Origin of the sequence: Streptomyces sp. NPDC049954 (assembly GCF_040656295.1) — a bacterium.
In the GTDB taxonomy this organism is placed as follows: Bacteria; Actinomycetota; Actinomycetes; order Streptomycetales; family Streptomycetaceae; genus Streptomyces.
This window is the reverse complement of record NZ_JBFALS010000010.1, coordinates 203,798-220,274: the sequence shown is the minus strand read 5'-3', so window position 1 is coordinate 220,274 and position 16,477 is coordinate 203,798. Positions and strand designations below refer to the sequence as shown.

At 73.5% G+C, this 16,477-nt stretch carries 17 protein-coding genes and 1 pseudogene; 14 read left to right on the top strand and 4 right to left on the bottom strand.

The annotated features are described in order from the left end of the window. The first annotated feature begins 352 nt into the window (after positions 1-352). The gene (locus AB0J21_RS24060) at positions 353-2,230 is read left to right on the top strand and encodes an ABC transporter ATP-binding protein (RefSeq protein WP_363148195.1); all 1,878 of its coding nucleotides are present in this window, start codon (positions 353-355) and stop codon (positions 2,228-2,230) included. 136 nt (positions 2,231-2,366) lie between these two features. Here the strand turns inward: AB0J21_RS24060 and AB0J21_RS24055 are convergent, their stop codons facing one another. Beyond that, positions 2,367-2,876: a DUF6314 family protein gene (locus AB0J21_RS24055; RefSeq protein ID WP_363148139.1), complete on the bottom strand. Its 510-nt coding sequence runs from the start codon at positions 2,874-2,876 to the stop codon at positions 2,367-2,369. A gap of 51 nt (positions 2,877-2,927) precedes the next feature. Next, complete coding sequence (locus tag AB0J21_RS24050) at positions 2,928-3,455, bottom strand: DUF2000 domain-containing protein (protein WP_363148138.1); 528 nt, start codon at positions 3,453-3,455, stop codon at positions 2,928-2,930. A 73-nt stretch (positions 3,456-3,528) separates the two neighbouring features. Between AB0J21_RS24050 and AB0J21_RS24045 the strand changes: the two genes are divergently transcribed. The 3 genes from AB0J21_RS24045 (at position 3,529) to AB0J21_RS24035 (ending at position 5,033) form a co-directional block, all read left to right on the top strand. After that, the gene (locus tag AB0J21_RS24045; RefSeq protein ID WP_363148137.1) at positions 3,529-4,044 is read left to right on the top strand and encodes an Lrp/AsnC family transcriptional regulator; all 516 of its coding nucleotides are present in this window, start codon (positions 3,529-3,531) and stop codon (positions 4,042-4,044) included. A gap of 71 nt (positions 4,045-4,115) precedes the next feature. Beyond that, positions 4,116-4,625, top strand: a complete 510-nt coding sequence (locus tag AB0J21_RS24040) for a nucleotidyltransferase domain-containing protein (RefSeq protein WP_363148136.1) — start codon at positions 4,116-4,118, stop codon at positions 4,623-4,625. An 87-nt stretch (positions 4,626-4,712) separates the two neighbouring features. Further along, positions 4,713-5,033 (top strand): hypothetical protein, encoded by a 321-nt coding sequence (locus AB0J21_RS24035; RefSeq protein ID WP_363148135.1) that lies wholly within the window; start codon positions 4,713-4,715, stop codon positions 5,031-5,033. Between the two features lie 15 nt (positions 5,034-5,048). Here the strand turns inward: AB0J21_RS24035 and AB0J21_RS24030 are convergent, their stop codons facing one another. Beyond that, positions 5,049-5,642, bottom strand: coding sequence for a TetR family transcriptional regulator (locus tag AB0J21_RS24030; protein WP_363148194.1), 594 nt, complete (start codon positions 5,640-5,642; stop codon positions 5,049-5,051). A gap of 211 nt (positions 5,643-5,853) precedes the next feature. Here AB0J21_RS24030 and AB0J21_RS24025 point away from each other — a divergent pair. The 4 genes and pseudogenes from AB0J21_RS24025 to AB0J21_RS24010 form a co-directional block, all read left to right on the top strand. Then, positions 5,854-6,555, top strand: a pseudogene (locus tag AB0J21_RS24025) (MFS transporter); the annotation flags it as partial. 74 nt (positions 6,556-6,629) lie between these two features. Then, positions 6,630-7,037, top strand: a complete 408-nt coding sequence (locus AB0J21_RS24020) for a hypothetical protein (protein WP_363148198.1) — start codon at positions 6,630-6,632, stop codon at positions 7,035-7,037. Between the two features lie 153 nt (positions 7,038-7,190). Next, positions 7,191-8,282, top strand: a complete 1,092-nt coding sequence (locus tag AB0J21_RS24015; protein ID WP_363148193.1) for a hypothetical protein — start codon at positions 7,191-7,193, stop codon at positions 8,280-8,282. Between the two features lie 90 nt (positions 8,283-8,372). Continuing rightward, complete coding sequence (locus AB0J21_RS24010) at positions 8,373-9,113, top strand: SDR family oxidoreductase (protein ID WP_363148134.1); 741 nt, start codon at positions 8,373-8,375, stop codon at positions 9,111-9,113. 98 nt (positions 9,114-9,211) lie between these two features. Here the strand turns inward: AB0J21_RS24010 and AB0J21_RS24005 are convergent, their stop codons facing one another. Then, positions 9,212-10,303, bottom strand: a complete 1,092-nt coding sequence (locus AB0J21_RS24005) for a PP2C family protein-serine/threonine phosphatase (RefSeq protein WP_363148133.1) — start codon at positions 10,301-10,303, stop codon at positions 9,212-9,214. A gap of 158 nt (positions 10,304-10,461) precedes the next feature. Between AB0J21_RS24005 and AB0J21_RS24000 the strand changes: the two genes are divergently transcribed. The 6 genes from AB0J21_RS24000 to AB0J21_RS23975 all read left to right on the top strand — a co-directional run bounded on the left by AB0J21_RS24000 (position 10,462) and on the right by AB0J21_RS23975 (position 16,470). After that, positions 10,462-10,995: a hypothetical protein gene (locus AB0J21_RS24000; RefSeq protein ID WP_363148132.1), complete on the top strand. Its 534-nt coding sequence runs from the start codon at positions 10,462-10,464 to the stop codon at positions 10,993-10,995. 288 nt (positions 10,996-11,283) lie between these two features. Then, positions 11,284-11,805: a hypothetical protein gene (locus AB0J21_RS23995; protein ID WP_363148131.1), complete on the top strand. Its 522-nt coding sequence runs from the start codon at positions 11,284-11,286 to the stop codon at positions 11,803-11,805. A gap of 142 nt (positions 11,806-11,947) precedes the next feature. After that, positions 11,948-12,976, top strand: coding sequence for an N-acetyl-gamma-glutamyl-phosphate reductase (argC, locus tag AB0J21_RS23990; protein WP_363148130.1), 1,029 nt, complete (start codon positions 11,948-11,950; stop codon positions 12,974-12,976). A gap of 118 nt (positions 12,977-13,094) precedes the next feature. Continuing rightward, positions 13,095-14,246 carry a bifunctional glutamate N-acetyltransferase/amino-acid acetyltransferase ArgJ gene (gene argJ / locus AB0J21_RS23985; protein WP_363148129.1) on the top strand — a complete coding sequence of 384 codons (1,152 nt, stop codon included), beginning with the start codon at positions 13,095-13,097 and terminating at the stop codon, positions 14,244-14,246. Continuing rightward, positions 14,243-15,226: an acetylglutamate kinase gene (gene argB, locus AB0J21_RS23980; protein ID WP_363148128.1), complete on the top strand. Its 984-nt coding sequence runs from the start codon at positions 14,243-14,245 to the stop codon at positions 15,224-15,226. Before argJ ends, argB begins: the two co-directional genes overlap by 4 nt. Before the next feature lie 41 nt (positions 15,227-15,267). Beyond that, the gene (locus tag AB0J21_RS23975) at positions 15,268-16,470 is read left to right on the top strand and encodes an acetylornithine transaminase (protein ID WP_363148192.1); all 1,203 of its coding nucleotides are present in this window, start codon (positions 15,268-15,270) and stop codon (positions 16,468-16,470) included. Positions 16,471-16,477: the final 7 nt, after the last annotated feature.

The following is a 16,477-nucleotide window of genomic DNA, read 5'->3' as shown; positions in this document are numbered from 1 at the left end:
CGTGCGGGCCCACCCAACCCCCCTGCCGTAACGCCTTGTTCACGAAGAATGCAGGGCGCGGGCCGTGACGGAAGGCGGTCAAGCGCGTTGAGCACCAGTGCCCCTCAGCGGCCCTGATGGAGGACGCCTTGCATCCAGCTCCCACGTACATACTCTCCCGCACCGGACGGCGGCTCGGCGCGAGCCCGCACGCGCTCCACCGCACCACCCGACCCGCACGATCCGACGTGAGGGGGACGGCATGAGCGACGAGCCCACCGACGCCTCGGCCGACACCGTCCCGAAGCCGCGCACCGCCCCGCCGCCCGCGGACGAGGCATCGGAGGTGGCGGGGACCGCTGCCGCGTCCGAGATGCGGTTCGTCGACGTGACCGGCAGCCGGGAAGCCGCGGGCCGCTCCATCCGGCTGGCCGACATGGCCAGACGGCTGCCGCGACTGGTGCGCCGCTCCCTCGCCCTCGCCTGGCAGGTCGACCGTCCGGCGACCATCGGCCTGCTGGTCTGCCAGGTGCTGTCCGGAGTGATGCAGGCCCTGGGCCTGGTCGCGATCAGCGGCACCCTCACCGCGCTCCTGAACGGCGGGGACGACGACGTCTACCAGCGCCTCCGGGACGCCTGGCCGTCCGTGGCCCTGCTGGCCGGCGCGGCCGGGGTACGCGCGCTGCTGGGGATCACCGTCAACTGGCTCTCCACCCGCCTCGGGCCACTCATGTCGCGCGAGGCCGAGCAACTGCTGCTGAAGAGCTGCACGGAGGTGGAGCTGTCCGCCTACGACGACCCCGGGTTCAACCGCGACCGCGAGGCCGCCGACCGGGGAGCGCAGGTCACCGGGGACCTGATCAACGAAGGACAGGACCTGATCGCCTCCGCGGCCTCCTTCGCCGCCGGAGCCGTCGTACTGGCCGGAGTGCACTGGGTGTTGCTTCCGCTGCTGGTGGCGGCGAGTCTTCCGCAGGCCCTGGCCCAGGTCAGCGCCGCGCGGGTGCGTTACCTGGCGAACGTGCGCAGCAACGGCGACCTGAACATGCTGGCGGTATTGCGCTGGCACATCTACACCAGGGACGCCGCCGACCAGATCCGGGCCGGCACGATGGCCGGCTTCCTCTCCGGCCGCTACGGCCGGACCGTCGCCCGCATCAACCGCGAGGACCGCGCCGCCGCCGACAAGGGCGCGCGCATGTCCCTGGCGGGCGCGCTGTGCGGAGGTGTGGGCTCCGCCGTGGTGTGGGGCGCGGTCGTGGTGCTGCTCGGCAACGGCCGGATCAGCGTGGGCCACGCGGGCACGGCCGTCTTCGCCCTGCAGACGGCGGGGCAGTCGGTGCGCGGCCTGGTGGCCATCGGCGCGCGGGCGGTCCGCACCGGGCTCTACATGGACGACTGGACCGCGTTCCTCGACAAGGCGGGCGGTTTCCGCATGCGCCGCGGCGAGTACCGGCCGGGCCCGCCGCGGACCATCGGGATCGAGGGCCTGACCCACCACTACGACGGCAAGGAACGGCCCGCGCTGTCCGAGGTGTCGCTCACGCTGCGCCGGGGCGAGGTCACCGCCCTGGTCGGCTTCAACGGCTCGGGGAAGTCGACGCTGTCGAAGCTGGTGGGAGGCCTGTACCTGCCCACGCGGGGGCAGGTGCTGTGGGACGGCGTGCCCACCCGCGAGGCCGATCCTCAGGCGCTGTGGCGACAGGTGGCGCTGGTGCCGCAGGACTACGCGCAGTGGCCGCTGACGGTGCGGGAGAACGTCCACCTGGGGCAGCCCTCGCCGCGCGGCGACGCCGCGGTGCGTGAGGCCTGCGCCGCCGCGGGCGCCGACGAGGTGGTCGACGAACTCGGCGCCGGTCTGGACACCCTCCTCGCCCGGGAATGGCTCAACGGGGAGGAGCTGAGCGGTGGCCAGTGGCAGCGCGTCGCCCTCGCCAGGGCCTTCTTCCGCGAGGCGGGCCTGCTGATCCTGGACGAGCCGACCGCCAACCTCGACCCCCGCGCCGAGTACCGGATCTTCCAGCGACTGCGGGACCTGGCGCAGGACCGGGTGGTGCTGCTCGTGACCCACCGCATCACCAACGTCGCGGTCGCCGACCGGATCGTGGTCCTCGACGAGGGCCGGATCGTGCAGGAGGGCACCTACCAGGAACTCGCCGCCCAGGAAGGCATGTTCAAGCAACTCCTGTCGTACCAGGTCACCTCCGGGGCGGACCGCCGCGACGACGAGCAGGAGGAGACCCCCGCGTAGGTCACCGGTCCCGGCTCGCTGACGGAGAGCGGCCCGCCACGGTCGTCGCGGCATCGGCCTCGACGCGGTGGCGGGCACCTCCGGTGGTGCCCCGGCACCCGGTGGTGCCCCGGGACCTCCGGAGGTCCCGGGGCGGTCACGTCACCGCCCCGCCCTCCCCGTCCCTGCGGTACGAGGTCCGCAGTACGAGGTCCTTCGCCGGGCCCGCGACCCGCCACACCGTGGACCAGTGCCGGGCGTCCACCACGGTGAACTCGCCCCGGTACAGGTCCAGGGAGCAGGGGTGGTCCACGGTGTCGTGCCCGGTGCGCAGGTCCAGGTCGTGGAAGAAGCGGCCGTCCTCGAACTCGACGCGCGCGGTGCCGGGCCGCTCGCCCGGCAGCCAGCGGTGCACCCGGCGCGCGGCACGCTCCACGCCGCCCCACTCGAACGTCCCCGACTCCTCGTACAGCAGGCCCGGCACCCCGTCGCCGAGCGGGCCGAAGACGGCCGCCCCGCGAAACCGTCCCGTCATCGCGAAGGCGCGGTCCTCGGCGCTCCGCTCGACGTGCCAGGGCCCGGCCAGGTATGCGAACAGATCGGCCGGCGGGTCGAGGGGTGGCCGGGCGGCGGCAGCGGCACCGGTCCGGGGCTCGGGGCAGGACATGACTCCCTTCCTACCCCAAGGGTGCGACGGGCACCGCGTGCGGGGCACACCTCACAGCAGCGGGAGGCGGCCCACCAGGCGGTCGACGCGGTTGCGCGCACCCACGAGGCTGATCGCGCAGTAACCGAGAGCGCTGCTCTCCTCCTGCGCGACCTGCTCGCGGTACGTGTCGTAGACGCGTGCCCGCTGGGCCGCCTCCGGCATGTCCACCACGAGGACGTCCGGCCGGGCCGCCGCCTTCGCCCGCAGGGCCGCGAGCGTGCCCGCCTCCGCCGCCAGCACCGAACAGCCCGCCCACGGAAGACCGGGATGCGTCTCACCCGAGGCGTCCACCGCGTCCGGCCCGATCAGATGCGGCAGGGCCCGGCCCACGGCCGCCGCCATGCAGGCCGCCGCGTTGACCTGCCGTCCCGCGGGCAGGTCGCGGTCCACGACGATCACCCACTTCGAGGGCGCCTGCCGCGTCGAGAGATCCGTCCGGACGTCTCCGTGCGGCGTCCCGTCCGCCACCCGTGGGGGACCGGCCACCGTGCCGGTCACCGCACCTGTCATCGTCCCTGCGTCGTTCTGTGTATCCATGGGCCGGTACGTTAGGCAGAAGTCAGGGTGTGCGCGACGCCTGCTGAACTTCGTACGGAGAGACGGCCGATTCATGGAACTTGATGCACTGGACCGGGCTTTGCTGCGGGAACTGCAGAACGATGCACGGCGGACCAACCGGGACCTCGCCGCCCGGACCGGAGTCTCGCCCTCCACCTCCCTGGAGCGGGTACGGAGCCTGCGCGAGCGCGGGGTCGTCACCGGCTACCGCGCCGAAGTCGACCTGGAAGCGGTGGGCCGCCCGGTCCAGGCGCTCATCTCGGTCCGCATCCGTCCACCGGCCCGCCCCGTCATCGAGGGCTTCCGCGAGTGGGCGGCCGGCCTGCCCGAGACCATCGCGCTCTTCGTGGTGTCCGGCGCGCACGACTTCCTGCTGCACATCGCGGTCCCCGACGTGAACGGCGTGTACGCCTTCGTCATCGACCGTCTCACCGAGCGGCGCGAGGTCGCCGACGTACAGACCACCCTGGTCTACGAGCACGTCCGCGCCCCCGGCATCGAACCGGCACCCTCCCCGTCCCCGGGCGCCGGGCCGCCCGCAGCGGAACGGCGCACCACGCGGGGCTGAGGTCCCGAAGAGGGGTCCGGACACCGTGGCACCGTGGAGGACACCGCGCGGCAACCGCCTGCCGGTTCCCGGTGCACCGTGCCGGAGCGGTCGTGCGGCTCGGCTGCCGGCCGGTGGCTGATGAGGGGTTCAGCGAGGACCGCCGGCGGAGGGACGCTCGCCGGACCGGAGAGGGGAGCGGACATGTTCACCGTCGAGGACCGGGAGAGGCTGCTCGCCCGTCTGCGGGAGGAGGCCCGGAGGGACCCGGTGTCAGTGGAGCCGCCCTCACCGGCTCGTACGCGAGCGGCAGGACCGACCGCTGGTCCGATCTGGACCTCGTGCTCGCGGTGCGCGGCGACCCGGCGACCGTACGGGACGACTGGACCGAACGCCTCTACAGCGCCCACGGCGCCCTGCACCACTGGGACCTGGCCGGCCCGGAACCCACGCTCGTGGCGGGCCTTCCTGCTGCCCGGAACCCTCGAACTCGACCTGAACTTCGCCCCCGAGGAGGCGTACGGCCCCCGGGGCCCGCAGTGGCGCGCGCTGTTCGACGAACGCGGCGGGACGGGGGGACCGCTTACCGGCCCGGGGGGTGACTCCCCGGGCCCTGTCCCCTTCTCGTCCCCGTCCCGCCGGTCCTCACCGGTCTCGGCTGGCACCACGTCCTGCACGTCCGCTCGTGCGTGGCCCGGGGGCGTCTGTGGCAGGCGGCGTACTGGACGGACTCCCTGCGGCAGGTCGTCATCACCCTGGCCTGCCTGCGCCTGGACCTGCCGGCCGCGCACGCCAAGGGGGCCCACCTGCTGCCGGCCGGGGAACAGTCCGCCCTGGAGAGCACGCTCGTACGGGAGTTGAGCGCGGAGGAACTCCTGCGGGCCGCGCGCGAGGGCACCGAACTGTTCCTGGCCGAACTCGAACGCGTCCCCGGGGACGACCCGCGGCTCGCGCGGCGACTGCGCGAGGCGCTCCTCGGTGAACCCCCGGCGGGGGCTCCCGAGGGGTGAAGGGCGGGCGCGCGGCTATCCCTTCTGGTCGCGGGCCCCGTCGCGGGCCGCGTCCCAGCCGTGCGCGAGGAGGTCGAAGGCCGCCTCCACGGCCGGCGCCGGACCGCCGCCCGTGTCCCGGCCCAGGTCCCGGCTCTGCAGGGCGAACCGGGCGAGGGCCGCGCAGAGCGGATCGTCCATGGGTAGACCCGACTCCTCGGCCACGGCGCCCGCCAGGGCCGTCTCGTGCCGCATCCACATCCGGCGCCCGTACTCGCGCAGCGCGGGGGTGTTCTCCACCAGTTCCAGGAAGCGGACGGCGTCGACCCCCTTCTCCGGGGAGGGGCCCGACATCGTGACCATCTGGGCGCGCAGCGCGTCCAGCACGCTCTGCCCCGGCGCCCGGTCGCGGACCGCGGAGACCAGGACGGCCTCGACCTCCGAGTCCCGGTCGAAGACCAGCGCCTCCTTGCCGGGAAAGTGCTTGAACAGGGTCGTCGTGGAGACGTCGGCGGCCTCCGCGACGTCCTTGACGCTCACGTGGTCGTAGCCGTGTTCCAGGAACAGCCGCAGGGCCGCGTCGGCGAGCGCCTGGCGGGTGGCCGCCTTCTTCCGCTCCCGGCGCCCCATCACCGGCGCCGCGCCCTCTCCAGGGGCACCGCCCGATCCCGGCGCGCCGGACTCGGCGCCCCCGTCAGCGGTGGCCGCGCCGGTGGCCGCGGCTCTTGGTCCGGTTCTCGTCTCCTGGCTGTCACCCATGCCGGTAAGTCTACAGACAAGGTTGCCCAAGTGTGAAAGTTGATTGATTGCACTTTTGAAATGGTGTGCTTTTCTGGCGGAGGTGCCGCCCTGCCCTGCCCCTCTTGCCCTGACACGCCGCCCCACGGCGTGCGAAAGGACCGTGGGCGGCCCCCTCGTCGGCGGAGTGGTCGCCGGGCACCTCGGCTGGCGCTGGGCCTTCTACCTGAACATCCCGCTCGGACTGCTCGCCCTGGTGTGGTGCGCGATCATGCTGAAGGTGCCCGCCGTGCGCGGCCGCGCCAGGATCGACTGGACGGGCATCGCCCTCCTGACGCTCACCGTCAGCGCGGTCGTGCTGGCCGCGACCTGGGCCGGGACCGAGTACGCCTGGGCGTCCCGGCAGGTCCTCGGGCTGTTCACGGCGGCGCTCGCCGGTCTCGTCCTCTTCCTCGTGTCGCAGCGCCGGGCCCCCGAACCGGTCCTGCCGCTCCGGGTGTTCGGGCCCGCCAACGTCCGGCTCGCCTGCGTCATGATGCTCGCCGGCGGCGCGGTCATGTTCGGGGCGACGCTCTATCTGCCGCTGTTCCAGCAGAGCGTCCAGGGCGCCTCCGCGACCAACTCGGGTCTGCTGCTGCTCCCGATGATGGTCCCGATCGCCGTGGTCTCGAACATCGCCGGCAAGATCATGTCGCGTACCGGCCGCTACAAGGCCTTCCCGGTGCTCGGCGCGGGCTTCCTGACGCTCGGCACGGCGCTGCTCGCGACGATGGGCACCGACACCTCCCGCACCCTCGCCGGGGTCTACATGGCCCTCGTCGGGACCGGGCTCGGGCTGATGCTCCAGATGACCACGACCATCGCGCGAACAGCGCACAGATGCGCGACATGGGCGTCGCCTCCTCCGGGATCCAGCTCTTCCGCACGATCGGCGGCTCCCTCGGCGTCGCCGTCTTCGGCTCTCTCTTCGCCCGCGCGACGCAAACCCGTCTGCCCCCGGCCGCGGGAGCGGGCTCCGGGACGGGGGAGCCGGGCGGCATCGACGCCACTGCCCTCGCCGCCCTGCCCGCCCACGCCAGGGACACCTACCTGCACGCGGTGGCCACCGGCACGCAGCACATCTTCGCCCTCGCGGCCGCGCTGTGCGCCCTGGCCCTGCTCGCCGCCCTGTGCGTCAAGGAGGTCCCGCTGCGGGGCCGGCCGCCGGCGCCGAGGAAGCCGGGCGAGCCCGCGCGGGGGGAGCCGGAAGAGGCGGAGCAGGGCGCCCCGGCCGGGAGCGGGACCTGAGGGCCCGCCCGCTCGGCGCCCGTCCCGGTGGACACGCACCGGGACGGTGAGCGGGGTGGGCGAGCACACCGGGACACCCGTTCGTGTGATGATGCACGGCAACAAAGGCCCCGGGGGAGGGGCTTGGGTGTGCAGAAGGGGCGGGGCCAGGACGTGGACAAGGACGGGGTGTCCATCCCGGACGAGGAGTGGGAGCGCTTCCTGAGGGACTCCGGGGTCGCGGCCCCGGACGCACCGAAGGAGCCGTCGGCGCGGGCCCGGGCGGTCGCGCGGCGCCTGCGGGAGCAGTCCGGGGAGCCGGTGGGGTGGCGGACGCACCAGCCCGTCCGGCGGCGGCGCGGCAAGGGCTGGTACGTGGTCGGCCTCCTGGTCGCGGCGGCGCTGCTCGTCGTGGCGCTCGCGCCGGGGCGGGTGTCCGGCTGGTTCGGCGGTGGAGGCGGCGACAGCACGCCGCTCGCCGCCGAGTCGGTACGACCGGACGGGCCGCCACCCACCGAGGCCGCTGCCCTGCGGCCCACCCTGGACGAGCCGTTCCGGGGCTCGCCCGCCGTCCGCTGGAGGGACGGGACCGCGGGGATTCACGTGCCCGAGCCGCGGGCCACCGGCTGGATGAGCGAGGAGCAGGTCGCCCGGACGCTCGACCGGAGCCTGGACTTCCTCGCCGCCTCCAGCCTGGACCGCGACGTGCTGCGCGGGGAGCGGCCGGAGAAGGCGATCGCGCTGATCAACCCGCAACAGCGGGACATGCGGGACTACTTGACGACCGCCTTCCGCAGCCCCAGCCGGGAGAACAACCCCTTGACGCTGTTCAGCCGGTTCGACGCGACCGATATACGGCTCGTCGGGGACGTGGTCAAGACACGCGGACGCCTCACCTACCGGGAGGGGAAGCGGGGCGCGGTCGAAGTGACCGCCGATGTCACGTACGTCTATCCGGTCGTCCGCGCGGCAGTGGGAAGCGACGAGGTCGTACGCACCATCGCGCGCCGCGAGACCGTCATGAGCTGGGACGATCCGGCGAAGGTGTACATCAAGCCGGGCACGTTCTCCCTCGTCTCCTACCGGCTGGACAGCACCAACGGCGGCTGCGACACCTTCACCGGCTACTTCGCGCCCGAGTTCGGGACCCGTCGCACGGCCACCGATCCGGGACCCTCGGTCGACCCGTACGAACGCAGCACGACGATGGACGAGCGCATGAAGGACGCCTCGGACACCAGGTGCAGGAGAGCCACCCGGTCCTGAGCGGCGGCGCGTCGCGCTGAGCCGGCCGGACAGCGCACCGGGCCACCGGGGCGGCCACGCCGGCCGGGGGCAGTGGCAGGATCCTGCGACATGAGCAGCGAACGAACGGACCGCCCCGTCGCCCTGGTCACCGGGTCCACCTCCGGAATCGGCGAGGCCGTCGCGCGGCGGCTGGCGGCGCAGGACATGCGGGTCGTCGTGCACTCGCGCACCAGCGCGGCGGCCGGGGAAGCCCTGGCGGCGGAGCTCGGCGGGGTGTACCTGCGCGCGGACCTGGCGGACGAGGAGGAGGCCCGGGGCCTGGTCGAGGCGGCTCACGGCCGTCTCGGACGGCTCGACGTGCTGGTGAACAACGCGGGCGTCAGCCGGCCCATCCCGCACGAGGACCTGGCCGCGGCGACCCCGGCGGAGTGGCGCCGGCTCCTGGAGGTCAACCTGATCGCCCCCTGGGTGCTGTGCACGGCCGCCCTCCCGTCCCTGCGCCGGTCGCCGCAGGGCGGCAGCATCGTGAACATCACCAGCCACGCCGGGGTACGCCCCAAAGGCGCGTCGGTGCCGTACGCGGCGAGCAAGGCCGCGCTGAACCACGTGACGCGACTGCTCGCCGCGGCGCTCGGGCCCGACGTACGGGTCAACGCGGTGGCACCGGGACTCGTGGACACACCGATGACGAAGGACTGGACGCACGCGCACGAGCTGTGGCGGGACCGCGCGCCGATGCGCCGTCCGGCCCGCCCCGCCGACGTGGCCGACCTGGTGGCCTCGGTGATCGCCAGTACCTACCTCACCGGCGAGGTCATCGTCCTCGACGGGGGACTGCATCTGACCTGATTCGGACGGAGCCCCGCCGTCACGCCGGGCTGAGCCGCCGCCTGTCGTGTCGTCACCACCCGGCACCACCGCGGCGCGGGCCCGGTCCACGCGGTGCGTCAGCGCGCGCTCTCGCGCTGTGCGGTGAGCAGCGCCGCGTCGTCGTGCAGCTGTCCGCCCGTGTGGCGGAGCAGGTCGTCGACCACGGTGCGTACCACCTGGTCGGCCGTGGCGCGGGCCAGGCCGAGGCGGGGGAGCCGCTCGGACAGCGGGTAGAAGGCGCCGGAGCGGTCGCGGGCCTCGATGACTCCGTCGGTGTACAGCAGCAGCGTCTCGCCCGCGAGGAAAGGGTGCCGTTCCGCCGTCCAGGCGCCCGGCGTGAGGCTGCCCAGACCCAGCGGCGGGGCCGGCCGCGTCGATTCGAGGGCCTGCGGTCCGCCGTCGCGCAGGACATAGGGGGCCGGGTGCCCGCAGCAGAGAGCGGTGAGGGTGTCCCCGGTGTCCGGGATGTCCACGAGGAGCGCGGTGGCGAACTCCTCCTCGGTCCCCTTCTCCTCGTTGCTCCAGGCCAGCGCTGCGTCGAGATGGGCCGCGAGGTCGGGCAGTCCCAGGTCGAGGTGGGCCGCGGCCCGGAAGGCGCCCAGGACCAGGGCGGTGTCGTCCAGGGCCTGCAGCCCCTTGCCCCGGACGTCGCCGATGAGGAGGCGGGTGCCTCCCCGCACCCGCACGACTCCGTAGAAGTCCCCGCCGACCTGCGCCTCCTCGCCCGCCGCCCGGTACTCCGTCGCCAGACACAACGGACCCAGGCGCTCCGGCGGCTCCCTCAGCAGCGCCCGGCCGGCCGCCTCGGCCATCGACTGCACCCGCCCCAGCTTGGCCTCACGACGACGCCTGCTCCGGCTGTAGAACGCCAGAACGACCGTGAGCAACGCCAGGGCACCCGCCTGGACCACGGTGTTGGAGGTGCCGGTCTCCTCGCGCAGCGCTCCGAGAACCAGCTGGCAGACGACGGCCAGTAACCCCGCCGCGGCGGTCACGCCCGGCGTCGCCACCGCCGCGGTGAGGGCCGGGGCGATCACCAGGAGCGGACCGAGGTGGACGGACCGGGGGACCAGCACGTCGACCAGTACGATGCACGCGACCAGCGCCACGAGGCCCCCGGCGGTGTACAGGGAGGCACGGGGGCGGGGGACATGGTCCGGAAAGGCCATGCGTTATTCGTACAGGATCTCCCGGCCCCGCCCGGGGTGCGACGCGAGGCCCGGCCGACCCGTCCCGCCACTCCGGGATCGCGCGTCACGGCACGCGTCACCGGCGTTCCCGGCGATCTGCCGCGCGACATGCGTCCCGCGCCGGGCGGACGGAGCCGATGACCAATGATGGGCCGATGTGCCCTGCGAGCAGCACCTCCGGAAGTTCCCGCGCCGCCCGCCCCCGCCGCCTCCGCGAGGTGACACCGGGCCGCCGTGGCCTGGTGCTCGCCTGGTTCGGCTTCACCGCCACCTTCGGCGCCATGCGGCTGCTGACCTGGCTGATCCACATCGACGTCGGCGGGATCGGCGACGTCAGCGCCGGTGGCGTCCACCTCCACCACTACGTGTGGGGCATTCTGCTGCTCCTCCTCGTCGGAGGGATCGGCCTGGTGGAACGGTCCGCGCGCGTACGCCTCTGGCTCGGCCTCGCGTACGGCGTCGGGGCGGCGCTCGTCATCGACGAGGCGGCCCTGCTGCTGAGCCTGGAGGACGTCTACTGGGACGACGAAGGAGGCATCAGCATCGCGCTCGCCCTCCTCGTGATCGGCGTCGCCGGCAGCCTGCTGGCCCTCACGAGACGCTCCGACGAGGAGGAGGACACGGGCGCGGGGACGGACGGGCACGCACCGGCACGGGATGAGCGGGCGTGACGGAGCGACAGGATCGACGGTGTCGGCCCCTTTCGTGTGCGGTGCTCCATCGCCTGAGCCCGTAGGTGCGGCACAGCTGTTCCGCGGCTCGCGGCGGTCGACGCCGTCGTCCCGCAGCGACCTGAACCGGCCCGCCGGCAGTGGCGCTGCCCGGCGACGGTCCGGCCTCCGGGGGCCCTCGGGCCGGCTTCGTCCACCCGTGACCGGCCCTGCTTTCCGAGCGCGGGTGATCCCCGTGACCGGGCCGTACCTCTGCGCACGCCACGTCTCCTTGGCTAGGGTGCGGACATGGCCACCCGCGCCCACGAACCCGTCCTGCTGGACCCCAAGGGCCCGGTGATCACGGCCCTCGCGTGCACCGTGGGCGCGCTCCTGTTCCTGGGTGCGGGCGGGGCCTTCGGCTATGTCGCCGTCCGCACCGTCGCCGACCTCGGTGAGACCGGCAGCGGGTGGGCGTGGGTCGGCGCCGGCCTCGCCCTGGCCGCGGCGTTCGTCGCCTGCGTCGGGTTGTTCACCCTCCTCTCCGCCCACGCGGAACGGCGGGCCACGCTCCAGCTCGCCGCCCTCGGCGTCGACGCGACCGCCCTGGTTCTGGCGGTCGCCTCCGCCCCGCCGACCAACGACGAGCACCAGCAGGTCCGGCTCCTGATGCGGGTCAGCGGCCCCGGTTTCGAGCCCTTCGAGTGCGGCAGCGAAGTCCCGAAGTACCGGTTCGGCGGCGCCACGCAGGGGACGGTGCTGCCGGCCCGGGTCAATCCGGTCACCCGCGCGTTCACCATCGGGCGACCGCCCGTGCCCCCGGGCCCCTGAGCCGGAGGCGCGCTTCGCGCACTCCGCCGGCGAGCGGCGCCGACTACGCCGCTCAGTTGCGGCGGGGCGGTCGTCCCTCCGCATATTCTTTGCATAGGTCTGCATCGCCACGTATAGTCATGCCATCGAGCTGGAGGATTCCATGGTGGTACGTGCGGCAGTCGCAGGGGCGAGCGGATACGCGGGCGGGGAGGTGCTGCGGATTCTGCTCGGGCACCCGGGGGTCGAGGTCGGCGCGCTGACCGGGAACTCGAACGCGGGGCAGCGGCTCGGTGCCCTGCAGCCGCATCTGGCGCCGCTCGCCGACCGCGTGCTGGCCGAGACCACCGCCGAGGCGCTGGCCGGGCACGACGTGGTCTTCCTCGGGCTGCCGCACGGGCAGTCCGCTGCCGTCGCCGAGCAACTCGGCGAGGAGGTCCTCGTGATCGACATGGGCGCCGACTTCCGGCTCGCCGACCCCGCCGACTGGGAGAAGTTCTACGGCTCGCCGCACGCCGGGACCTGGCCCTACGGCCTGCCCGAACTGCCGGGCGGCCGGTCCGCTCTCGCCGGTTCCCGGCGGATCGCGGTACCCGGCTGCTACCCGACGGCCGTCTCCCTCGCCCTCGTCCCCGCCTACGCGGCCGGGCTCGTGGAGAACGAGGCGGTGATCGTCGCCGCCTCCGGCACCTCGGGCGCGGGCAAGGCGCCCAAACCGCACCTGCTCGGCAGCGAGGTCATGGGCTCCATGTCCCCGTACGGCGTGGGCGGCGGGCACCGGCACACCCCCGAGATGATCCAGAACCTCAGCGCGGCGGCCGGCGAGCGTGTCTCGGTGTCCTTCACGCCGACCCTCGCCCCCATGCCGCGCGGCATCCTCGCGACCTCCAGCGCCAAGGCACGTCCCGGCGTCGACGCCGGGGCCCTGCGGGCCGCCTACGAGAAGGCCTACGCCGACGAGCCCTTCGTCCACCTGCTGCCCGAGGGACAGTGGCCCGCGACCGGTGCCGTGTACGGGTCGAACAACGCGCTGCTCCAGGTCGCGTACGACGAGAGCGCGGGCCGCGTGATCGTCGTCAGCGCCATCGACAACCTCACCAAGGGCACCGCCGGCGGCGCCGTGCAGTCCATGAACCTCGCGCTCGGACTGCCGGAGGCCACCGGGCTGCCCACGACCGGACTCGCGCCGTGACCAGCGCACGGCACCACCCGGGACCCGGACCGGGAACCCCCTTCCGCACCCTACTGACGAACCGGCTGCGCGCCGCCCTGCTGTCCCACCGGGCGCGGGCCAGAGCCAAGGAGACAGCGTGAGCGTCACCGCACCCAAGGGATTCACGGCGGCGGGCATCGCCGCCGGGATCAAGAGCAACGGCAACCCCGACCTGGCCCTCGTGGTCAACCAGGGGCCCCGGCTGGCGGCGGCCGGCGTCTTCACCTCCAACCGCGTCAAGGCCGCCCCCGTCCTGTGGTCGCAGCAGGTCCTCAAGGACGGCCAGGTCTCCGCCGTCGTCCTCAACTCCGGTGGCGCCAACGCCTGCACCGGCCCCAAGGGCTTCCAGGACACGCACGCCACCGCCGAGAGGGCCGCCGAGGTCCTCGGCCTCAACTCGGGCGACATCGCGGTCGCCTCCACCGGGCTCATCGGTGAACTGCTGCCCATGGACAAGCTGCTGCCCGGCGTCGAGAGCGCCGCGAAGGCCCTCAGCGAGCACGGCGGGGAGAAGGCCGCGCTCGCCATCAAGACCACCGACACCGTGCACAAGACGGCCGTCGCGCAGCAAGGCGGCTGGAGCGTGGGCGGCATGGCCAAGGGCGCGGGCATGCTCGCCCCCGGCCTCGCCACCATGCTCGTCGTCCTCACCACCGACGCCGACCTCGGCGCCGAGGACCTCGACCGGGCGCTGCGCGCCGCGACCCGCACCACCTTCGACCGGGTCGACTCCGACGGCTGCATGTCCACCAACGACACCGTGCTCCTGCTCGCCTCCGGCGCGAGCGGCACCACCCCCGCGTACGAGGAGTTCGCCGAGGCCGTGCGCGCCGTGTGCGACGACCTCGCCGAGCAGCTGATCCGGGACGCCGAGGGCGCCAGCAAGGACATCCGCATCGAGGTGATCAACGCGGCCACCGAGGAGGAGGCCGTGGACGTGGGCCGCACCATCGCCCGCAACAACCTCCTCAAGTGCGCGATCCACGGCGAGGACCCCAACTGGGGCCGGGTGCTCTCCGCGATCGGCACGACCGCGGCGCGCTTCGAGCCCGACGACCTGAACGTCGCCATCAACGGCGTCTGGGTCTGCAAGAACGGCTCCGTGGGCGAGGACCGCACCAAGGTCGACATGCGCTACCGCGAGGTGACCGTGACCGCCGACCTCGCCGCGGGCTCCGCGTCCGCCGTCATCCGCTCCAACGACCTCACCGCCGACTACGTCCACGAGAACAGCGCGTACTCCTCATGAACGACGACACCACGGCCCCGGCCACGCCCGGCACCCCGGCCGCGAAGACGACGGCCCGCCGCCACACCGCGCTGCCCAAGGCGCAGATCCTCATCGAGGCGCTGCCCTGGATCACCCGGCACCAGGGCAAGACCGTCGTCATCAAGTTCGGCGGCAACGCCATGGTCGACGAGGACCTCAAGGCCGCCTTCGCCCAGGACGTCGTCTTCCTGCGCCACGCCGGGCTGCGCCCCGTCGTCGTGCACGGCGGCGGCCCCCAGATCAGCGCCCAGCTCGACAAGCAGGGCCTGGTCAGTGAGTTCAAGGCGGGGCTGCGCGTCACCACCCCCGAGGCCATGGACGTCGTCCGCATGGTGCTCGCCGGGCAGGTCCAGCGCGAACTGGTCGGCCTGCTCAACCAGCACGGGCCGCTCGCCGTCGGCATCACCGGCGAGGACGCGCACACCATCACCGCGACCAAGCACCAGCCGCGCATAGAGGGCGAACTCGTCGACATCGGCCGGGTCGGCCAGATCACCGGCATCGACACCGGCGCCATCGAGACCCTGCTCGACGACGGCCGCATCCCCGTCGTGTCCTCCATCGCGCGCAGCGCCGACGACGACCACGTCTACAACGTCAACGCCGACACCGCCGCAGCCGCCCTGGCCGCCGCACTCGACGCCGAGACGCTCATGGTCCTCACCGACGTCGAGGGCCTCTACGAGGACTGGCCGAACAGCGACGACGTCATCAGCCGGCTCACCGCCTCCGAACTGGAGAAGCTGCTGCCGGAACTGGCCAGCGGCATGGTCCCCAAGATGCAGGGCTGCCTGCACGCCGTACGCAACGGGGTGCACACCGCCCGCGTCATCGACGGCCGGGTCCAGCACTCGATCCTGCTGGAGATCTTCACCGACGAGGGCATCGGCACCATGGTCGTCCCCGACGACGCCCCGCCGCCCGCGCACCACGACCACGAGGGAGAGCAAGGACAGTGACCGGCAACCAGGAACTCGTCCAGCGCTGGCAGGGCGCCCTGATGAACAACTACGGCACCCCCCGCCTGCCCCTCGTACGGGGAGAGGGCAGCACCGTGTGGGACGCCGAGGGCACCGCCTACCTCGACCTCGTCGGCGGGATCGCGGTCAACGCCCTCGGGCACGCGCACCCCGCCGTCGTCGAGGCCGTCACCCGGCAGATCGGCGCGCTGGGGCACGTCTCCAACTTCTTCGTCGCCGAGCCCACCGTGGCCCTCGCCGAACGGCTCGTCCAGTACGCGGGCCGCCCCGCCCGCGTCATGTTCTGCAACTCCGGCGCCGAGGCCAACGAGGCCGCCTTCAAGATCGGCCGGCTCACCGGCCGCACCCACATGGTCGCCACCACCGGCGCCTTCCACGGCCGCACCATGGGCGCCCTGTCCCTCACCGGACAGCCCGGCAAGCAGGACGGCTTCGGACCGCTGCCCGGGGACGTCACCCACGTGCCCTACGGAGACGTCGAGGCGCTGCGGGCCGCCGTCACCACCGACACCGCCTTCGTCATCATCGAGCCGGTCCAGGGTGAGAACGGCGTCGTCGTCCCGCCCGCCGGCTACCTGAGGGCCGCCCGCGAGATCACCCGGGCCACCGGCACCCTGCTCGTCCTCGACGAGGTGCAGACCGGCATCGGCCGCACCGGCCACTGGTTCGCCCACCAGGCCGAGGAGGGCGTCGACCCCGACGTCGTCACCCTCGCCAAGGCCCTCGGCGGCGGACTGCCCATCGGCGCGGTCCTCGCCTTCGGCCCCACCGCCGAACTGCTCAGCCCCGGCCGGCACGGGTCGACCTTCGCGGGCAACCCCGTCGCCTGCGCCGCCGGGCTCGCCGTCCTCGACACCATCGAGGCCGACGGCCTGCTCGACCAGGTCAAGAGCGTCGGCGAGCGGCTGCGCGAGGGAATCGAGGCACTCGGACACCCCTTGATCGGCCACGTCCGCGGTGCGGGCCTGCTGCTGGGTATCGTGCTCACACAGCCGCTCGCCCCCCAGGTGCAGCAGGCCGCCCAGGACGCCGGACTGCTGGTCAACGCACCCGCCCCCGGCGTCGTCCGGCTCATGCCGCCGCTGGTCTTCGGCGAGGCGCAGGCCGACGCCTTCCTGGCCGCGCTGCCCGCCGTCCTCGACGAGGTGTACGAGGCGCACGGGGCGGCCGGCACCGGGGCCGGGCAGGCGGCCGCGGCAGAAGGGACGAACGCGCAGCGATGAGCCGGAG